Here is a 19,555-nt window from a genome sequence, read left to right as displayed (position 1 = left end):
CATATAAGAGAATATAAGTTTTATGCGATCCCTTCAACTTTCTTATATGCCTTATATGGTTTAAAATGAAAGCTCATAGCTTTTAGAATCTCACTGTAGGGCATTTTACATTCTTTCCGCCCTTATCATATAATCCTGTCTTGACAATTGAAAGTTCGTAAGCACCGCGTGACTGGTTGTAATTCTTGAGGAAGGAAGTAGTTGCATCATAGTTAACGGTAAGCCTGAATCCACTCCATTCATAGCCCACCATGGGAATAAATGCATCTCCAGCGCGATAGTAAAGGCCACCGATCATCTGCGTATTGCCATCTCCGCTCAGGTTATAATTAGCATTCATGCCTATCACAGTTTCCCATGCTGTGCCCATTTTACTGATGTAAGCGTTGGGATTAATGATCCATTGATCATTTAATTTAAACATGCCATTGAGGAAAAGTGTAATTCGTTGATCCAACCGCTGATCGGTGAGTGAATTGGCAAAAAAGGATTCTTTTGGCTGATTAACATGTGAAATGCTTACTCCCACATTCAAATACGTATTGTCAGTGGGGAAGTACGCATAGTTCATTCCCACGCCAAGGTCAAAATAGCCAACGCTGCTGTACGCAAATGGTTCTCCGTTAGGAATGTTAATATCAAAGAATTTTCCATTCCACTGATCATCAAATGTAAGCTTTGTAAAATCAACTCTTTTGGTTGCATAACCCAGGCTAAATCCCAGGCTTAACAGGCTGTTGAGACCAACCAGCTGGTGATACGCAATGTTTCCGTACGCGCGTGTTGATTTTAATCCGCCGGTTCCGGCCTGATCACTTAACAAAGCACCACCAACGCCCATCCAGCCGTTGGCAAACCTGTTATAAAAAAGTTGAGCGTCGCCCCAAACACTCATGGTTTTATACGGGTTTGTAAGAATGCTGGCCCACTGGTTCCTGTAATTTACGCCAAGCCTCCAGTCCACGGCAGGAGCAAAGCCCGTGTTGGCAGGATTAACAAGCAATGGTGTATTGTAGTATTGTGAAAAATGAAGATCCTGGGCCTTTAATGAATGGTAGTTAAAAGCTGCAATCGTTGCTATAAAAACAATGAGTTTCAGATAATGTACCTTTTCCATAAATCCTCCCTCTTTCTTTTTAAATTGGTCAAACAGTCAATTACCTGGTCGTTTGGCCGGGCGTGCATTATTCAGACATTTTTGGTGAAAGTCCGTTTATGCAGGCCCCGTTGTTTATCTTAATAATGTTATATCTCCCCGCTTTTGAGCTTTTGTCCCGTCGGAGAATATTACATCCAGTATATAAGTGTATACATCCTGTGGTTGGAGCTGGCCTTTGTACTTGCCATCCCATCCAATTGTGGAGCTTGCGCTTTGGAAGACCAGTGTGCCCCACCTGTTAAATATTTTCCAGCTCATCTTTTCAATGCCGTAACCGCGTACTCTCACTATATCGTTGGATCCGTCGCCGTTTGGTGTAAATGCATTCGGCACATCAACAAGCGGTTCAACAATAGCTTGTAATGTGGCAGAAGTAGTATCGGCACAGCCATATTGATTGATGGCAATTAAAATGACCCTGAAGTTTCCACTGCGCGGGAATACGTATGATAAAGGGTCTTTTTTAATTGTGATCAGGCTATCATCATCCCCAAATAACCATTTATATGAGTTTGCGTTTTCTGAACTATTCGTAAATACAAAAGGAGTATTAGCCTGTGGCTGCAGCGGTGAATAAGTAAACATTGCTGTTGGCTTCGGACTAACTATAATATGATATTGCGTTGAGTCTACAATGTTACAGGTTGATGAATCGGTAACCTTTAACTTAACGGTGTATTCTCCCGGCTTAAAGTAAGTATGTACCGGATCTTCTTCTGTAGATACAGCGCCATCACCAAAGTCCCATAAATACTGCTGTCCGGCCATTGATGTATTGGTAAACACAGCATCATAAGGTGCACAACCGGAAGGCGGTGTAACAAACTGAGCTTTTACATTTGCCGCGATACGCAATGGAATAGAATCTGTTTCCGGATAGTTACAGAAAGCCGTATCTATCATCTGAAGAGAAATGGTGTACTTGCCCGGTGACGCATAACTATGGAACACAGACTGAGTGCCGGTTGTAATCGTAGGAGAACCATCTCCAAAATCCCAGATAAAGCTATGATTGTCGAAAGGCACACCTGCCGGTGATGTAGAGTTGTTCTGGAATTCAAACCTTAGTGAATCGCATGGTGGAAGTTTAATAGCCTGTGCGGATATTATGGCTCTGTCTTTTCTGACCAGAATATTCAGGTATGATGTATCTGCAATATTACATGCCGAAGAATCAATCGCTATAAGCATTACATTAAACAACCCAAGCTTTTGATAGGTGTGGCTTGTTTGAGGTGTAGTGGTTGTAACACTCGCAGAACCATCGCCAAAGTTCCATATATATTGTTTGGCTATGCCAATCGTATCTTTAAAATCAACTTTAAGAGGAACGCATCCGGCTGTATCTCTTGGAACGCCGTCTATGCTTGATTGAATACCGCTTGCTATGCCTGCGAGCTCAAATGCAACTTTAACCATTGCAAGATTACAACGGGCGCCGCTATTGGAAGGATTTGACGGCGACCATACATTGCCTGGCATGGTGGGAAAAATACCTTGTTTATTACAGTTGGCGCAAATAGCGTTATAAATAACTCCTTGCTTGTCAAAACGGCTCGTGCCACCGTCAACGTGATCTCCAAAGCCGCCTTGTTGGCCAAAATAAGAACCGTAAAGCTGAGCTACAGCATCTTTTTGCAGAACAAAGAAATAGAAGTCGCTTCCATCCGTGGTCTTTTGAATAGCATCAGGTGTTATTGACAATCCGTTTGTATATGCTGTAGGATAGCCCATGTTTTTATCAGTTGATCCGCCCCAGCCGGAAACATATACATTCTCGCACCTATCCACTAAAAATGCAACAGGGGATATATCCGGTTCAGCCTGTCCTTTGCCGAATACGGTTGAATATTCAAAGCCAGACAGGTCCTGTTTTAGCTTGGAGATAAACTGCCTGCCATTTGGCTGACTAAATGCAGCATTTACAACCGGCCAGGTGCCTGTTGTAGACCCCATGATATAAGGATATCCAAACTTATCAAACTGCACACCGTATACAAGATCATTGCCGCCTGTTCCAGCGTATGTAGTTCGTATCAATGTATGTCCGTCGTTGGAAAGTAAAGACACAAAGCCATCACATTCTCCTCCCTGATAAGCAGTATTAATACCTACACTTCCTACACCGGGAAAGTCTGAACTTCCCGTAGCACCGCCTACCAGTATATTGTTGGTGATCGGACTCAACGCCAACACAAAGGCTGCGTCGTTATCAGATCCGCCAAAATAAGTGCTTGTAATAACTGTACTCAGGTCCGCGCTGGTTTTTATAAACACGCCATCCTGCATACCACCGCCAAAAGTTTTTTGAAAAGCATTCGATGTTATGGGAAAATCTTTTGACTGCGTACAACTTGCCAGGTAGATGTTGTTTTGCGCGTCAACAATCACCTCACTTCGTGCATCATCACCGTAGTTCCGTCTTGTGCTGCTGGCACCTTTAACAGCGTCGGCATATTTAGGACTGATATTTACGCCGTCAGGACCTGATCCTCCAAATAACCGTGAACCCACAATGGATCCACCATCGGCTGTGAATTTCGTAATGAAAATATCAGAAGCGCCGCCTGAGCCATACAGGGCAACAGAGGTAGGAAAATCCTTTGAAGAAGTTCTTCCTACAGCAACCAACTCGCCTTTATTATCAACTATCAGGCTGTGCGGTTGTTCATTGCCGGCTCCTCCAAGATAAGTGGCATATACTCGTTGCGTTCCGTTAGGTGACAATTTTATTATGCCAATATCTAAGGGACCAAGATTGTCTTCCTGAACACCTCCGCCAAATGTCGTTTCAAAAGAACCGTTGCTAACGGGCCAGCCGGTTCCAAATACAATACCAGCACCGTAGAAGTTGCCGCCGCCATCATATGTTGCAGTGTAACCCCAGTTATCATCGCGGCTACCGGAAAAAGTAGAGAACACAAGTGTAGGATCAATGATCAACGGTTTTGTTCTGTCGTAGTTTTCAATACGGAATGTTACAGTGTTATTATTGATGATTACATATTTTGAATTGATCTCCGCTCTTCCGTTAACGGATGACTGGTAAGTATATGGTTTTAACTCCGCAACTTCTCCGACAGATGTTGACACTACGAGATTTTGATTTTTTATATCAATGCGGTTAACGCCGTCAAATTGTAAGGCGATCTTGTTGATGTCCCCGCCGGGGTTAACAACCAGGTCGTATTTTAATGCATCATTATCCATGTAATAACGGAGATCAACATTTGGATAAATATTCCGGTACGTCACTGCCTGGTAAATCTTGCAATTTTTGGCCCATTTGGTTGAATCGTTTCCTATAAAATAATTATTTACTGAGGTGAGCGGCTTATCCGGTTCGCAGAAAATATTTTGAGATGCATTCACAAACTTTACTTCATATGCATGCGCCCGTAAAGAAAGTTTGTTGTTTGCGACTGCTGATGCGCGTGCTGTTTGAAAAGAGGAATCGGAGCTAAAACCTCCGTGGTAATATTCTGCCAGCTTACGCATATCGTCCGGGTTGGTTAATACGACGCGATAGCCGGTTGATGTCAGGTAAAATGCTCCTCCGTTAAGATTGCCTTTATACTTCACGCTTTTGTCCCATTGCCCTTTGTTTTCGACAAATTCTATACTTTGACCTATCGACTTTGCAGAGGTTAGCAGGGAAATGAAAACTACTATATGCGTAAGAAGTTTCAAATCTTTTATTTTAAGAGGTCCACAATAAAACAACGTTTTACAGATACAAATTGTTTTATGGATAAAGGTTTATGTATGTAGCAAATCGTCAGTTAACTAAGCAGAAAAATTAAGTTACCTGTTACGGGACTGCGGTTTTGGCAGGAAGGATTTTTTGCAGCAGGCCACTCCGTTCATAAGATACGAATACGCTAAATTTTCAGATTGGTTGCTCCTTACACAATTTAATTATTATTGATGACTTTATTAATAGTGATAGATTTATTCCGATTAAATTTTTTTAAACGAATTAAAATTTAACAGTAGGACATTTTACATTCTTGCCACCACTATTATACAGCCCTGTTTTGACAAGCGATATTTCGTATGCGCCCCTGGATTGATTGTAGTTTTTTAAGAAAGATGTTGTAGCGTCGTAGCTAAAAGTAAGTTTAAAATCGTCAAGCTGATAGCCGATCATTGGAATAAATGCGTCGCCCGAGCGGTAGTATAAACCTGCAATCATTTGCGTAAAGCCATCGCCACTTAAATTATAGTTCGCATTAAGGCCTACAACCGTTTCCCATGCTGTGCCCATTTTGCTTATATATGCATTAGGATTGATGATCCATTGGTCATTCAATTTAAACATGCCATTCAGGAAAACGTTGTATCGTGCATCCAGCCGCTGATCTATCAAAGAATTAGAGAAAAACGATTCTTTAGGTTGATTAATGTGCGATATGCTTACTCCCAAATTCAGGTAAGTATTGTCTGAGGGAAAAAAAGCGTAATTCATACCAACACCTAAATCCAGGTAAGATACCCTGCTGTAAGCAAATGGTTCGCCGTTAGGTATTGTTATGTCAAAGAATTTCCCGTTCCATTGGTCATCAAAAGAAAGTTTGGTAAAGTCAATACGTTTAGACGCATAGCCCACACTAAAACCCATGCTCAGCAAACTGTTTATTCCTAAAAGCTGGTGATAGGCAATATTACCATATGCGCGGGTAGATGTCAGGCCGCCGCTTCCTGCAACATCATTTAATAATGCGCCGCCAATACCGAGCCATCCGTTGCTAAGACGATTGCCAAATGCCTGCGCGTCTGCCCATGCACTCATTGTTTTGTATGGGTTGTTAAGTATGCTTGACCACTGGTTACGATAATTCGCTCCGACACGCCAGTCAGATTCCGGTGCAAAACCTGTATTTGCAGGATTCACGAGAAGCGGTGTATTGAAATATTGCGAAAAATGCAGATCCTGCGCACTTGAGGCCAAAGTGCAAAAGATCACCATGATTGTAGCAACAATTTTAATATCCAATACTTTTTTCATAAATGGGTTCCTCATTTCTAACTTCCTTTTTTGGCTGATGTCCCTGCTTTTAAATGCTGGTATTAGCATCCGTTATTTCAATAAAGTTATATCTCCCTTCTTCTGATATTTCGTTCCATCAAAGAATATGACGTCTAGCACATAAGTATATACATCCTGTTGTTGCAGTTGTCCTTTGAACTTGCCATCCCATCCCAGGTCCTGGCTGGCGCTTTGGAACATCAGTGTTCCCCAGCGGTTAAATACTTTAAAGCTCATTTTATCTATTCCATAACCGCGAACTTTCACCTGGTCATTAATGCCATCACCATTAGGCGTAAACGCATTTGGTACATCCACAAGCGGAATTACCAGCGCCTGCAGCGTTTGATATGCCGTATCGTAACATTTATATGGGTTGCTGGCTATTAATGTAACCCTGAAATTCCCGCTGCTGTTGAATATATGCGAAACGGGCGGCTGTGTTTTTACCGTAGCAAGACTATCGCCATCTCCAAACAACCATTTATAATTGGTTGCATTTATTGAATTGTTGCTAAAGTAAAAAGGTGAATTCGGTTCAGCCTGTGTTGGCGTATAAGTAAATGCTGCTGTGGGTTTCGGACTCACAACAATATTGTACTTGAACGAATCGATCTTGTTACAGGTAGATGAATCTATCACAACCAGCTTAATGGAATAATTACCCGGCTTGGGATATGTATGCACTGGACTTTCTTCCGTAGACGTTGTACCGTCGCCAAAGTCCCATTGGTATTGCTGGCCTGCGAGCGACGTGTTGGTGAACACTGCATCGTAAGGCGCACAACCGGATGGTGGTGTTGTAAACTGTGCTTTTACATTCGATGCAATTCTTAATATGATTGAATCAGTTTCCGGATAGTTACAGAATGTGGTGTCAACCATCTTTAAAAGAATGTTGTATTTACCGGGTGCCGCATAGCTATGTTGCACGGTTCCCAAACCTGTAGTTATTGTTGGAGAACCATCTCCAAAATCCCAAATAAAACTGTTGCTGCCGAAGGACATGCCCGGCGGCGCTGTAGAATTGTTCTCAAACTCGTATTTCAACGAATCGCAAGGCAGCAATTTGGTATAACTGGTGTTTAGAATCGCCCTGTCTTTTCTTACAAGAATATTCATGTAAGAAGTATCCGCAACGTTGCAGGAGCTTGAATCGATCGCAACCAGCATTACTCTATACAAGCCAATCTGATTATAGGTATGGCTGATTTGTGCAATTGTTGTTGTGTCTTTTTTAGTTCCGTCACCAAAACTCCAGATATATTGTTTTGCAATTGCGATCGTATCTTTAAAATCTACAGTAAGCGGAACGCATCCTGCAGTGTCGCGAATAATACCGTCAATTGCAGACCGCACACCTGTTCCAACGCCAGCCAGTTCAAAAGCTATTTTTACCATAGCAAGATTACATTTAGAACCGGATGCAGCCGGGTTTGATGGCGACCATACGTTGCCGGGCATTGTCGGGAAAGCTCCGCTTTTCATACAATTTGCACACATGGCCATATAAATAACGCCCTGCTTGTCAAACCGGCTCGTGCCACCATCTACATGTTCTCCAAAACCACCTTTTTGTCCGAAATATGACCCATACAATTGTTGGGTTGCATCTTTTTTCAATACAAAAAAATAGAAGTCGCTACCATCTGTTGTTCTCTGAATTGCATCAGAAGTGATTTTTAAGTTGATGGTACCTGCGGATTTGTATTTCATGGCCGTATTGGCCGAACCACCCCAGCCGGAAACATAGACGTTCTCGCACCTGTCTACAAGAAATGCCACAGGAGAAATATCAGGATTATCAAGGCCGGAGCCGAATGTTGTAGAATACTCCCAGCCCGAGAGATCTTTTTTGAGCTTTGCAATAAACTGTTTTCCGCCTTTGTCTTTATAGCCAACATTAGAAGTAGTTGGCCAGTCCCCGGTAGTGGTTCCCATTATATAAGGATAGCCGAATTTATCGTACTGCACGCCATAAACAAGATCATGGCCGCCTGTACCTGCATAAGTAGTTTTAATCAGGCTTCCACTACTTGACAATAAGGAAACAAAGCCATCGCATTCACCGCCATTGTTAACTTTGGAAATAACTGCCCCATTGCCAACGCCCGGAAAATCAGTGCTTCTCGTGGCCCCGCCAACCAATATATTGCTGGAAAGAGGATCTATTGCAAGCACAAAAGCAGCATCGTTACCGCTGCCTCCAAAATAGGTAGAAGTAAGTACTGTGCTCAGGTCTGAGTTTGTTTTAATGAATACACCATCCTGTCCTCCCGCGTTTTTTGTTTGAAAAGCATTGGATGTTGTAGGGAAGTCTTTTGACTGTGTACAACTAGCGAGGTAAATATTATTCTGACCATCAATCATTACTTCGCTCCGGCTATCATCACCATAATTGCGGCGTGTATCGAAGGCGCCCTCAGGGCTTGAAGCATACTTGGGCGCAATGTTTACGCCGTCAAGTCCTGTTCCGCCAAACAAACGTGAGCCGATGATGGCGCTACCCGTAGAATTAAACTTGGTGATAAATATATCTGTACCCTGGGCTGGTGTTCCTGTACCATACTTGTCTTGCGTAGTAGGGAAATTTGAAGATGTGGTACGCCCGGCAACGATCAGGTCACCGTTATTATCCACTATCATACTATGTGGCTGCTCATTTCCGTTTCCGCCAAGATAGGTTGCATATAATCTTTGTGTACCGTTCGGAGTCAATTTAATGATGCCAATGTCAACCGCAGCAAAAATGTCATCGTCAGAACCGCCGCCCCATTTGGTTTGAAAAGCGCCATTGCTTACAGGAAAACCCGGACCAAACACAATTCCTCCGCCATACATGTTGCCCGCACCATCATAGGTTGCGGAATAACCCCAGTTATCATCCCTGCTTCCGGCAAAACTTGAAAACACCATAGTTGGGTCAATCACCAGCGGTTGCGTTTTGTCATATGCTCCAATTCTGAACTTAACAACATTATCATTGCTCACAGTATATTTTGAACTGACCTCTGCACGGCCGTTTACAGATGCCTGAAAGGTATAAGGCTGAAGTTCCGCAATTTCTCCAACAGATGTTTTGATAACAAGATTTTGGTTTTTTACATCAAGCTTATCAACACCGTCAAACTTTAATGCGATATTATTTACATCTGCTCCGGGGTTAACAATCAGATCGTATTTCAGTGAACCGTTATCCACGTAATATCGGACGTCAATGTTCGGGTAGATATTCTTATAGGTGACGGCCTGGTAAACTTTACAATTGCTGGCCCATTTGGAGCGGTCGTTACCAATAAAATAGTTATTTACCGAGGTCATCGCTTTTTCGCCCACCATGGTAACCGCATTGCCTGTTTTTGCTCTCGCACTGGCACCGGTGTTCATAAATGAAACTTCATAAGCATGGGAGCGGATAATACCCGAGCTTGCATTGCCCGGACGCCCGGTGTTATCTGTAATGGCCCTGGCAGATGTAGTAAAATGTATGTTTGAAGAGTCGGCATTGCCTGCACCGGATCTCCCGTGGTAAAATTCTGAAGCCTGCAGCATATCATCCTGGCTGCTTACCACTACGCGGTAGCCGGTTTCAGTAAGATAAAATGCACCATTATTAATGTCGCCTTTGAATTTGATCGATTTGTCCCACTGACCTTTGTTCTCCACAAACTCAATGCCTTGCGATTTTGCCTTGTTTATTGCGGCAAAAAGCGACAAAATAGTTGCAATGCACGTAAAATGTTTCAATTCAAGTAATTTGATCATTTGCTAATATATCTTTTCCCATTCCTCCAGATCACAGGTTAATTGCCCGTGTATTGGTGGCCATTCCTTAGGATATTTTGCTCCAAATAGTTTTTCCCTTTTGCGAAAGCAGGTAGTCTTTGAGTGGTTGGTTTTTAGGGTGGTTCAGGTCTTCATCTTTTTCGAGTATCTTTTCTGCATAATGTTTAGCCGCTTCCAGTAACGGCTTATCGTTTACCAGGCTGGCCAACTTGAAATTCAGCACGCCACTCTGGCGGGTGCCTTCAATGTCACCAGGGCCGCGCAATTCTAAGTCTTTTTCGGCAATTTTAAACCCATCGTTGGTGGCACACATAATTTTTAATCTTTCCCTGCCGTCGTTGCTCACTTTGCTGCCGGTTAAAAGAATGCAAAAACTTTTTTCACTACCCCGTCCAACCCTTCCGCGGAGCTGATGCAACTGCGAAAGCCCAAACTTTTCACTGCTTTCGATTACCATTACAGATGCATTCGGCACATTCACACCCACTTCAATAACGGTTGTACTAACCATTATTTGTGTATCTCCTTTAACAAACCGTTGCATATTTATTTCCTTCTGCTCGGCCGGCATTCGTCCGTGAACCATACTTATGTAAAATTTGGGTTCCGGGAAGAAACTCTTAACCTGTTCATAGCCTTGCATCAGGTCCTCATAGCTCAATTTCTCGCTTTCTTCAATCAATGGATAAATTACATAAGCCTGGCGCCCCTTATCTATTTCAGAACGTATAAAATCCATCACATTTGCCCGCTGCGTTTCATACCGGTGAACAGTTGTTATTGGCTGTCTTCCCGGGGGTAATTCATCCATGATGCTGTAATCCAGGTCACCATAGGCCGTCATAGCCAGGGTTCTTGGAATGGGCGTTGCCGTCATTACAAGGATGTGTGGAGGAACTGCGGCCTTTTTCCAGAGCGCCGCACGTTGAGCCACACCAAATCTGTGCTGCTCGTCAACTATAGCAAGTCCCAGATTTTTAAACTGCACTTTTTCCTCGATTACTGCATGCGTTCCTGCAAGCAGATGAATTGAGCCATCTTCCAAACCTTTTAAGATCTTTTTTCTTTCGGCAGTTTTGGTACTTCCGGTAAGCAGGCGCATTTCAATGGGCATATCCTTCAATAGAACGGATAATCCGTTAAAATGTTGTTGAGCCAGTATTTCCGTAGGTGCCATTATACAGCTTTGATAGCCGTTGTCTGCCGCCAGCAACATACATAAGAGCGCAACTATCGTTTTGCCGCTGCCTACATCTCCCTGTAAAAGTCTGTTCATTTGGTGCCCGCGCATTGTGTCCGTCCTGATCTCTTTGATCACCCGTTTTTGTGCACCTGTAAGGCTAAATGGCAAATGTTCATTGTAAAAGCTATTGAACAGGTCGCCCACTTTTTCAAATACGACGCCCCGGCTTGTTTTGTGCCTGTTTAAACGGGTGAGGTTCAATCGTACCTGGGCAATAAAAAACTCTTCAAATTTCAGCCGGTTCACTGCGGATTTGTGAGATGCCGCATTCCCCGGAAAATGAATATCGCAAAGTGCTTTATAGCGGGTTGGAAATTTTAATTTTTCAAGAAGATAGGTGGGAATATTGTCCGGAATATCTCTTTCGCTTATCTGGGCTAGTAAAGTGCCTGTAAGTTTGCCGATTTGCCGTGCATTCAATCCTTTTGCCTTCAATTTTTCGGTTGTGGGATAGATCGGCTCAAGAAAATTTTTGCCCTCGGCATTTACATCGGCCAGCGGTTCAATTTCAGGATGCGTCATCTGGGCCTTTCCATTAAAAAAGCCCGTGCGGCCATAGACAAGGTATTTTTGCCCGGTACTAATCGTTTTTTCCACCCAGCTAATTCCCTGGAACCACGTGAGTTCAAGAATGCCGGAACTATCTTTTAAATGAGCGACCAGCCTTTTCGACCGCTTTTCACCCATTATTTCCATTTTAATGATGGTGCCCGCCACCTGTATGAATTCAGTTTGATAGGAAATATCCCTGATCAGGTTCACCTGGGTTTTGTCTATATGACGAAGCGGAAAATGTTCAAGAAGGTCGCGAAACGTAAAAATGTTCAATTCTTTCCGCAACATATCTCCTTTCAACGGTCCTACACCTTTCAGGTATTCAATGGGAGAATCTAATATGGATGGTTGTCTGTTAATATCCGGGTTCTTTTTGTGCAAATATCAGGCTTTGCGAAAATAATTAATAACTCCGTGGATTTACGATTCATAAGTAATCTAAAACTGCCAGGTTTGAGCTTGTTTCGGCGACATGAGTTTTCTACTGTTTTTTAACCAGCTCACAGGTTAATATTCTGTAAGCATTAAACAATTCACACTTAATCAATTGGTTAAAAAAGAACTACTTTTCAAACTTAATCAAATAATGCTCGCTGCCATGAGTTACCCGCACATTAAAAAGATTGCTTTTGCACTTTTTGCACTTGTTATTGGTAAGAATGTTTCAGCCCAGGCTGATGTTTTGATGCTGTTTAAAGAACCTGCCAAACATTTTACAGCAGCCGCGCCGTTGGGAAACGGCAGACTTGGCGCAATGGCGTTCGGCAATCCCAATAGCGAACGCATTGTATTAAATGAAATATCCATGTGGTCGGGTGGGGTAGATGATGAAAACAACTATGAAGCATATAAAACCTTACCCCAATTGAGGGAATTGCTATTAGAGGGAAAAAACATTGAGGCGCAGGAGTTACTGCAAAAACATTTTGTGTGTAACGGACCGGGTTCAGGACATGGAAATGGTGCCAATGTAAAATTCGGATGTTACCAAACCGTTGGTGATCTGCGGATCAACTGGCATGATTCCGCTGCTGCTTATAGCAACTACTTGCGTAACCTGCGACTTGACAGCGCAAAAAGTACAACTTCCTGGATGCGTAACGGTGTAGGGTTTATGCAGGAGGTGTTTGTATCAGCGCCACAGCAGGTAGTAATCGTTAAGCTAAAGGCTGATAAAAAAGCTGCGCTTTCATTTTCAATAGGATTAAGCAGAAAAGAGCGTGCTTCAGTAAATGCAAAAACCGGCCTGATTGAAATGGCCGGAACACTCAACGGTGGCAATAATGACGAAGGGTTGCATTATGCTTCTGTATTGAAGGCGATTCCCGTAGGTGGCAAAATGGTTGCAACGAACAATACCCTGGAAATAACCGGTGCAGATGAATGTGTTTTGTTGGTTGCCATAAGAACAGACATGAACTGGCCGGAAGTAACTAAAAGAGGAAAAGATCCAATGCCGGTGGCACTTAAAGATATTCAGGATGCGTCATCAAAGAAATGGAGTGAATTACTTCAGGCGCATGTAAGAGATTACCGGAACTATTTTGCCAGGAATGGCGTTTGGTTTGATAGTAATAACGACGATGTAAAAAACTTATCAGTGCCAGAACGCCTGCAGCGTTTTTACAAAGGGGAATCGGATCCTGCGTTGATGTCGCTGTATTATAATTTCGGACGATACCTCTTGATCTCCTCATCAAGACCCGGTGGAATGCCTGCCAATCTGCAGGGACTTTGGGCAGAAGAGTATCAAACTCCATGGAACGGTGATTATCATATTGATATTAATCTGCAGATGAACTACTGGCCTTCTGAAGTAACCAATCTTTCTGATCTTAACCAGCCATTGTTCCGCCTGTTGGAACAAATGGCCGTAAACGGAAAAAAGACAGCAAAGGCTTACTACAATTCAGAAGGCTGGGTTGCCCATGTTATTGCAAATCCCTGGGGTTTTGTTGCTCCGGGCGAAGGTGCTGGCTGGGGCTCAACATTAGTGGGTGGTGCATGGTGTGCTACACATTTATGGCAGCATTATTTATATACAAAAGATGAGAATTTTTTACGTCAATACTACCCCGTTATCAAAGGTGCAGCCCGGTTTTACACGGATATTTTGATTGAAGAACCGGAGCATAAATGGCTGGTTACTGCGCCTTCCAACTCGCCGGAAAATACTTATATACTGCCCGATGGAAAATCAGGACAAACCTGTATGGGGCCGACCATCGACATGCAAATCGGCCGACAATTACTTGGGATGACGATAAATGCTGCACGACTTCTGAAAGTGGACGCGAAATGGAGCGATTCACTGGAGCTTGTTCTGAATAAACTTGCTCCAAATCAAATTAGTCCTACAACCGGGGGAATCCAGGAATGGCTGAAGGATTATAAAGAAGAAGAAGTTCACCACAGGCATGTGTCACATTTATATGGATTATACCCATACGACGAGATCAATCCGTGGGAAACGCCGGAATTGGCGAAAGCTGCAAACGCGACCCTGGTGCGTCGTGGAGATGGTGGAACCGGTTGGTCCAGGGCGTGGAAGATTGCTTTCTGGGCAAGGCTTCAGGATGGAGATCATTCCTACAAAATGCTGAAGGAGCTATTGACGCCGGTAGATCCATCCAGCGAAATTAAAATGACCAGCGGCGCCGGCACATATCCTAACTTATTTTGTGCGCATCCTCCTTTTCAGATAGACGGAAATTTTGGTGCTACAGCAGCCATCGCTGAAATGTTGCTGCAAAGTCATGGTAATGATGAAGTGATCCGGCTGTTACCGGCCTGGCCTTCCGAAAAATCACTGGCTGCAGGTAAAGCCAAAGGTCTTTGTGCACGCGGTGGTTTTGTGGTTGATTTTGAGTGGAAAAATGGAGTTGTAGATAATATTGCAATCGTTTCTAAGTTGGGAGGCCGGTGCAAGATTGCGCTTCCTGCGGACCAGTATGAAATACGGAACAGCGGAAATAAAGTCGTTAATGTAGTATCAAAAGATAATACCATTAGTTTTTCAACGGTTAAGGGGGAAAAGTATACAATCCGGAAAAAATAGTCAGCCGCCTTTTTAATACGGCATAAATGGGATAGGGCATTAGGCTCTATCCCGTTTGTGTCTTTTACCCAGGGCGTTGCCCTGGGCTAATGATTACGCCCCTTCGGGGCTTGCGATGCGTGTTCGTGAGAAAAATTATTCGTAAAAGCCATTAATTTCCAGTTTTACCCATCCATATTATCAATTGTCAATTAATCTGTTTTGCCCATTTGCACGTCTACCCGTTTGCATATTCGCCCATTCGCGATCATTTTCAATTATCCCTTTTCAACTGTCAATTAATCTGTTTTGCCCATTTGCACGTCTACCCATTTGTATATTCGCCCATTCGCGATCATTTTCAATTGTCCCTTTTCAACTGTCAATTAATTCACATTCGCACATCCACCCATTTGCGTATTCGCACATTCGCACATTTGCTCCATTTTCAATTGTCCCTTTTCAATTTTCAATTAATGAACTCTCGGTTTTCATTTCCTATCTTCGCCGCTCAATTTACAAAACCAGATATACGGATGAAAAAGGAGATCGTGGTTAGTGGAATACGTCCGACAGGCTTATTACACTTAGGAAATTATTTCGGAGCGATGCGCAATTTTGTGCGCATGCAGGAAGAGTATGAATGTTATTTTTTTGTGGCCGATTGGCACAGCCTTACTACGCATCCTGACACAAAAGAGTTGGTGAGCAATGTGCACCGCGTACTGGCGGAAAACATTGCATGCGGTCTTGATCCTGAAAAAGCAGCTTTTTATGTACAAAGTGATGTACATGAAATTGCAGAGCTTTATTTGTATTTAAATATGTTATCATATAAAGGGGAATTGGAAAAAACAACCACCTTTAAAGATAAAGTACGCCAGCAACCCGAAAACGTAAACGCGGGCCTGCTTACTTATCCTGTTTTACAAGCTGCCGATATTCTTATTCAGCGTGCTTTATATGTGCCGGTAGGGAAGGACCAGGAGCAGCATTTGGAAATGACGCGCAATTTTGCGGATCGCTTCAATAAGCGATATTCAGAAGTATTTCCTTTGCCAAAGGCTTTTAATTTCAGTGGTGAACTGATCAAAATAATGAGCCTGGATGGCGCCGGGAAAATGAGTAAGAGCGAAAATCAGATGGTTACCATTTATCTGGCCGATGAAGATGAGCTTTTGCGCAAGAAAATAATGAAAGCCAAAACTGATTCAGGACCAACTGAGCCTAATTCAACAAAACCTGATTATATTCAAAACTTGTTTACAATAATGAAACAGGTAAGCGACGATGACGTATTGCAGAAGTTTGAGGATGATTATAACAATTGCGTTATTCGTTACGGCGATATGAAAAAGCAGCTCGCTGAAGATATGGTGCGTTTTATTAAGCCCATTCGCGAAAAGGCGGCAGACATTCAAAATGATAAAGCCTACTTGTCCAAAATAATAAAACAAGGCGCGGATAAAGCGAGAACCGGAGCTGTTGAAACCATTAAACTGGTTCGCAGCGCAGTTGGCGTGAATTATGTGTAATTTAAAGCGTTGGTTAACGCCAAAGAATTTAAGTTAGAGTGGACTGTACCGTATTTTAAATTAGATCAGGTAAAGCTGGTTTATTAAAGCAGCAAACTTCAGGGTAATAACATATATAACAGCATCTGAATGGCAAAAATTAAGAAAGCAAAGCATGTGGCAGTGGCCGGTAATATCGGTGCGGGTAAGACTACTCTTACAGAATTATTAAGCAAGCATTATAAGTGGATTCCCCAGTTTGAGGATGTTGATCACAATCCTTACCTGATGGATTTTTATGAAGATATGCCTCGCTGGAGCTTTAACCTGCAGATCTATTTTCTGAACAAGCGCCTTAACCAGCTTGTAGAAATAGAACATGGAACAGAAACAGTAATCCAGGACAGAACTATCTATGAAGATGCGCACATTTTCGCGCCTAACCTTCATGAAATGGGACTAATGAGCAAACGCGATTTTGATAATTATTTTGATTTCTTCACCACATTAAAACAAATGGTTCAGCCGCCGGATCTTTTAGTCTATCTGAAAGCCTCCGTGCCTACACTGGTTGGACAAATTCAAAAACGTGGCCGTGAATACGAAGAAAATATCCGCCTTGACTATCTGAAAAAATTGAACGAGCTATATAACAAATGGATCGACGGTTATAAAGAAGGCCCATTGCTGGTAATTGATGTAGACAAAAACAATTTTGCCGACAAGGAAGAAGACCTTGGCGAGATCATTAACAAGGTAGATGGTATGTTGTTTGGACTGTTTTAGGAATGTAGGATGTAAGATGTAAGATGTGAGATGTACAGTGTACGATGTAAGGTGTACGATGTAAGATGTACGGTGTACGATGTAGTGGTGTGAGGCTTGAGGTGTAAGGCGTGAAAAGAGATGTCTGATGTATGATTTTTTGATTTCTGATATTATTTAGAGCCGGTGTTAACGCGCCGGCTTTTCTTTTGCTTATTCGAGGTATCTTTTGTTAACTCAAGAAATCAATTTAAACCGCTGTTGAGAACAATCCTTTCATCCCCAAATCCTCCCAATCCCGATCCCGACAAATTCTCCCAATTAACCGTCAAAATTAATCCCGTGAATCCCCTAAATCCCGGTCCAGACTAATCCTGATCACATCAAGGTCCTGATCACTATATAAACTCCCATCACCATCACAAACCATCCAAATCCGCGTTTCAGTTTTTCCCCCTGCACCTTTTCTCCCAATCTACTTCCGATGTACACACCAATTATAGACAGCGCGGAAACTGAAAGCAACAGTTCCCAGTTGATCTTTTCATTAAAAAGATCGCCGAGAAATCCGAACAAAGAATTGATGGTAATGATAAGTAACGATGTGCCTATGGCCTGTTTCATAGGCAGGCGGAATTGAAATATAAGTATCGGTATAATTAAAAATCCTCCACCCGCGCCCAGCAGTCCGGTGAGTAAACCAACGCCAATGCCACTGATCACAATCATCAGGATATTGCTTTCCAGGCGATGCGTTACATCCTCTTCACTTTTGGCAGAAACCATTTTTACTGCTGCAAACATCATCACTATTGCAAGAAGCAGCATTGTGAAGAGCGACTTTGTTACTACAAAATTGCCAATGGTGATTATATCTGTTGGAATAGCCGGTAATAGAAAGCGTCTCGCTAAAAAGACGGTAATAGTTGAGGAGAGGCTGAAATAAACAGCTGTAACTGTATGAACATTGCCTCTTTTAAAATTAGCAAAAGCGCCGGCAAGGCTTGTTGCACCTACAATAAACAGCGAGTGACCTGTTGCCTGCAACGGAGAAAGACCAAAAAGATAAACAAGAACGGGTATGGTTAAAATAGAGCCGCCCCCACCAATCAATCCTAAAGAAATGCCAATAAAAACGGCTGCTATATAACCTGCGATCATCAATAGTGTATTCTTTAAATATATTCAGGCATTTGCAGACCGGCCCCGGACCCGTCTGCAAATACGCTGTCTGCATTATTCTACAGAGTCTGAAATTCCAACTCTGTGCTGGATATAGTTATTCTGTTTCAATTCCTGCAACATAAAAAATGCAATGTTGCCTGCTGAAATTTTATTAAGATTAGGAGTCGGAATCTTTTCCTTCGCGGTTACATAGCGGTCGTCGCCCGGATTGTCTTTAATATCCGGACAGCAAAGAAAGGTCCAGTCCAGCGATGATTGTTTTAAATTCAAATAAGCGTGCAGATGCTCCTCTCCAACGGGCAGATACTCTTTTGGGTAATCATGGCGGTAGATCCTGTATTCATGTTTTTCATCCGGTAAAATACCTAGTCCGCCCACAGCAATAATTCTTTTTACACCTGCTTTTTCCATTTGAGTGGCAATGTTCTTAATGCCCAGGCTCCTCGTTTTGTCAGTGCCGTCAAAAGAGCCGCCAAGAACCGAAAGAACAGCATCGGCGCCCTTCACTGCTTCAAACACATCGCGCTGTTCAAATACGTATCCCGTGATAGCTTTAAGATTCGGATTTCTATCGGCCTCGTCCATTAAAGACGTTACGTTTCTGCCAAATGCTCTTACATGATGACCTTGCGCAAGCGCTTTTGTTACAATGTATTTACCAACCTGTCCGGTTGCTCCAAAAACAGTTATGATCATATGGTGAAGAATTTAAGCACAATATAAGAAGGTTGGGGGGAAAGTTGCAATTAGCTATCAGCTACTAGCTATAAGCAATCAGGTATCAGGTATCAGGTTTCAGGTAGGCGGATAAACAAATGCGCCCACACATTAAAGTTTGATACTCTATACTAATCTCAAATCTGTAATCTCAAATTTCAAATCCAATCAATTTGCAATCTGCTCCTCCAGCTCTTCCATTGAAATGCCCATATGGCTTTCGGAATAGGTGCATTCTCCGTTTCTGATGAGTAATACCTGGGGAGATTCATGATAAACATCGAAGTCGGTTGCGATCTTATTAGAGATATCTCTGTGTGCAATCAGATCGAGATAATAGAATTCGGTATTTTCCGGTTGCTCACTTCTTTCAAGCCTGTTTTTAGCCATGCTGCTGATACTGCATCGTGTGCTGTGCTTGAAAATTACCTGGGGCTGGCGAAATGAATTATCCAGTATCTCCGCGATTTGTTCGGGAGCATTAAGTGTTTTCCAATTCATACTGATGAAAAATTTGGCGTTAGCGCCTGAAAAAATTCTTATCGTTTGTGGGGCAGTGACCGCC

General features: G+C 42.7%; 11 protein-coding genes. 3 read left to right on the top strand and 8 right to left on the bottom strand.

Annotation, left to right across the window (positions count from 1 at the left end; all coding sequences use genetic code 11):
• Nucleotides 1–82: 82 nt before the first annotated feature.
• The 5 genes from QTN47_RS26605 to recG all read right to left on the bottom strand — a co-directional run bounded on the left by QTN47_RS26605 (nt 83) and on the right by recG (nt 12,153).
• Entirely contained in the window at nt 83–1,117 is a 1,035-nt protein-coding gene (locus QTN47_RS26605; RefSeq protein ID WP_369332500.1) for a PorP/SprF family type IX secretion system membrane protein, read from the bottom strand.
• A 114-nt stretch (nt 1,118–1,231) separates the two neighbouring features.
• Nucleotides 1,232–4,849 carry a T9SS type B sorting domain-containing protein gene (locus QTN47_RS26600; protein ID WP_369332499.1) on the bottom strand — a complete coding sequence of 1,206 codons (3,618 nt, stop codon included), beginning with the start codon at nt 4,847–4,849 and terminating at the stop codon, nt 1,232–1,234.
• A gap of 289 nt (nt 4,850–5,138) precedes the next feature.
• Nucleotides 5,139–6,167, bottom strand: a complete 1,029-nt coding sequence (locus QTN47_RS26595; RefSeq protein WP_369332498.1) for a PorP/SprF family type IX secretion system membrane protein — start codon at nt 6,165–6,167, stop codon at nt 5,139–5,141.
• A gap of 72 nt (nt 6,168–6,239) precedes the next feature.
• Nucleotides 6,240–9,953, bottom strand: coding sequence for a DUF7948 domain-containing protein (locus QTN47_RS26590; protein ID WP_369332497.1), 3,714 nt, complete (start codon nt 9,951–9,953; stop codon nt 6,240–6,242).
• A 67-nt stretch (nt 9,954–10,020) separates the two neighbouring features.
• Nucleotides 10,021–12,153: an ATP-dependent DNA helicase RecG gene (recG, locus tag QTN47_RS26585; protein ID WP_369332496.1), complete on the bottom strand. Its 2,133-nt coding sequence runs from the start codon at nt 12,151–12,153 to the stop codon at nt 10,021–10,023.
• A 217-nt stretch (nt 12,154–12,370) separates the two neighbouring features.
• Between recG and QTN47_RS26580 the strand changes: the two genes are divergently transcribed.
• The 3 genes from QTN47_RS26580 (at nt 12,371) to QTN47_RS26570 (ending at nt 17,109) form a co-directional block, all read left to right on the top strand.
• Entirely contained in the window at nt 12,371–14,830 is a 2,460-nt protein-coding gene (locus QTN47_RS26580; RefSeq protein ID WP_369332495.1) for a glycoside hydrolase family 95 protein, read from the top strand.
• A gap of 515 nt (nt 14,831–15,345) precedes the next feature.
• A complete protein-coding gene (gene trpS, locus QTN47_RS26575; protein ID WP_369332494.1) occupies nt 15,346–16,344 on the top strand; it encodes a tryptophan--tRNA ligase in 999 nt (332 codons plus the stop codon).
• A gap of 129 nt (nt 16,345–16,473) precedes the next feature.
• On the top strand, nt 16,474–17,109 hold the full coding sequence (locus QTN47_RS26570) for a deoxynucleoside kinase (RefSeq protein WP_369332493.1): 636 nt from the start codon (nt 16,474–16,476) through the stop codon (nt 17,107–17,109).
• A gap of 357 nt (nt 17,110–17,466) precedes the next feature.
• Here QTN47_RS26570 and QTN47_RS26565 read toward each other — a convergent pair whose 3' ends face one another.
• The 3 genes from QTN47_RS26565 to ytxJ all read right to left on the bottom strand — a co-directional run bounded on the left by QTN47_RS26565 (nt 17,467) and on the right by ytxJ (nt 19,491).
• Entirely contained in the window at nt 17,467–18,249 is a 783-nt protein-coding gene (locus QTN47_RS26565) for a sulfite exporter TauE/SafE family protein (protein ID WP_369332492.1), read from the bottom strand.
• A gap of 75 nt (nt 18,250–18,324) precedes the next feature.
• The gene (locus QTN47_RS26560) at nt 18,325–18,969 is read right to left on the bottom strand and encodes an NAD(P)-dependent oxidoreductase (RefSeq protein WP_369332491.1); all 645 of its coding nucleotides are present in this window, start codon (nt 18,967–18,969) and stop codon (nt 18,325–18,327) included.
• 189 nt (nt 18,970–19,158) lie between these two features.
• Nucleotides 19,159–19,491 (bottom strand): bacillithiol system redox-active protein YtxJ, encoded by a 333-nt coding sequence (ytxJ, locus tag QTN47_RS26555; RefSeq protein ID WP_369332490.1) that lies wholly within the window; start codon nt 19,489–19,491, stop codon nt 19,159–19,161.
• Nucleotides 19,492–19,555 lie beyond the last annotated feature (64 nt).

Source organism: Danxiaibacter flavus, from assembly GCF_041060425.1.
Classification (GTDB): domain Bacteria; phylum Bacteroidota; class Bacteroidia; order Chitinophagales; family Chitinophagaceae; genus Danxiaibacter; species Danxiaibacter flavus.
This window is presented reverse-complemented; position numbering and strand designations above follow the sequence as displayed.

What these genes read in the sequence shown, in the direction of transcription:
- QTN47_RS26605 (WP_369332500.1), bottom strand. Translation starts at nt 1,117, where the DNA reads ATGGAAAAGGTACATTATCTGAAACTCATTGTTTTTATAGCAACGATT.
- QTN47_RS26595 (WP_369332498.1), bottom strand. Translation starts at nt 6,167, where the DNA reads ATGAAAAAAGTATTGGATATTAAAATTGTTGCTACAATCATGGTGATC.
- QTN47_RS26590 (WP_369332497.1), bottom strand. Translation starts at nt 9,953, where the DNA reads ATGATCAAATTACTTGAATTGAAACATTTTACGTGCATTGCAACTATT.
- QTN47_RS26580 (WP_369332495.1), top strand. Translation starts at nt 12,371, where the DNA reads ATGAGTTACCCGCACATTAAAAAGATTGCTTTTGCACTTTTTGCACTT.
- trpS (WP_369332494.1), top strand. Translation starts at nt 15,346, where the DNA reads ATGAAAAAGGAGATCGTGGTTAGTGGAATACGTCCGACAGGCTTATTA.
- QTN47_RS26570 (WP_369332493.1), top strand. Translation starts at nt 16,474, where the DNA reads ATGGCAAAAATTAAGAAAGCAAAGCATGTGGCAGTGGCCGGTAATATC.
- QTN47_RS26565 (WP_369332492.1), bottom strand. Translation starts at nt 18,249, where the DNA reads ATGATCGCAGGTTATATAGCAGCCGTTTTTATTGGCATTTCTTTAGGA.
- QTN47_RS26560 (WP_369332491.1), bottom strand. Translation starts at nt 18,969, where the DNA reads ATGATCATAACTGTTTTTGGAGCAACCGGACAGGTTGGTAAATACATT.
- ytxJ (WP_369332490.1), bottom strand. Translation starts at nt 19,491, where the DNA reads ATGAATTGGAAAACACTTAATGCTCCCGAACAAATCGCGGAGATACTG.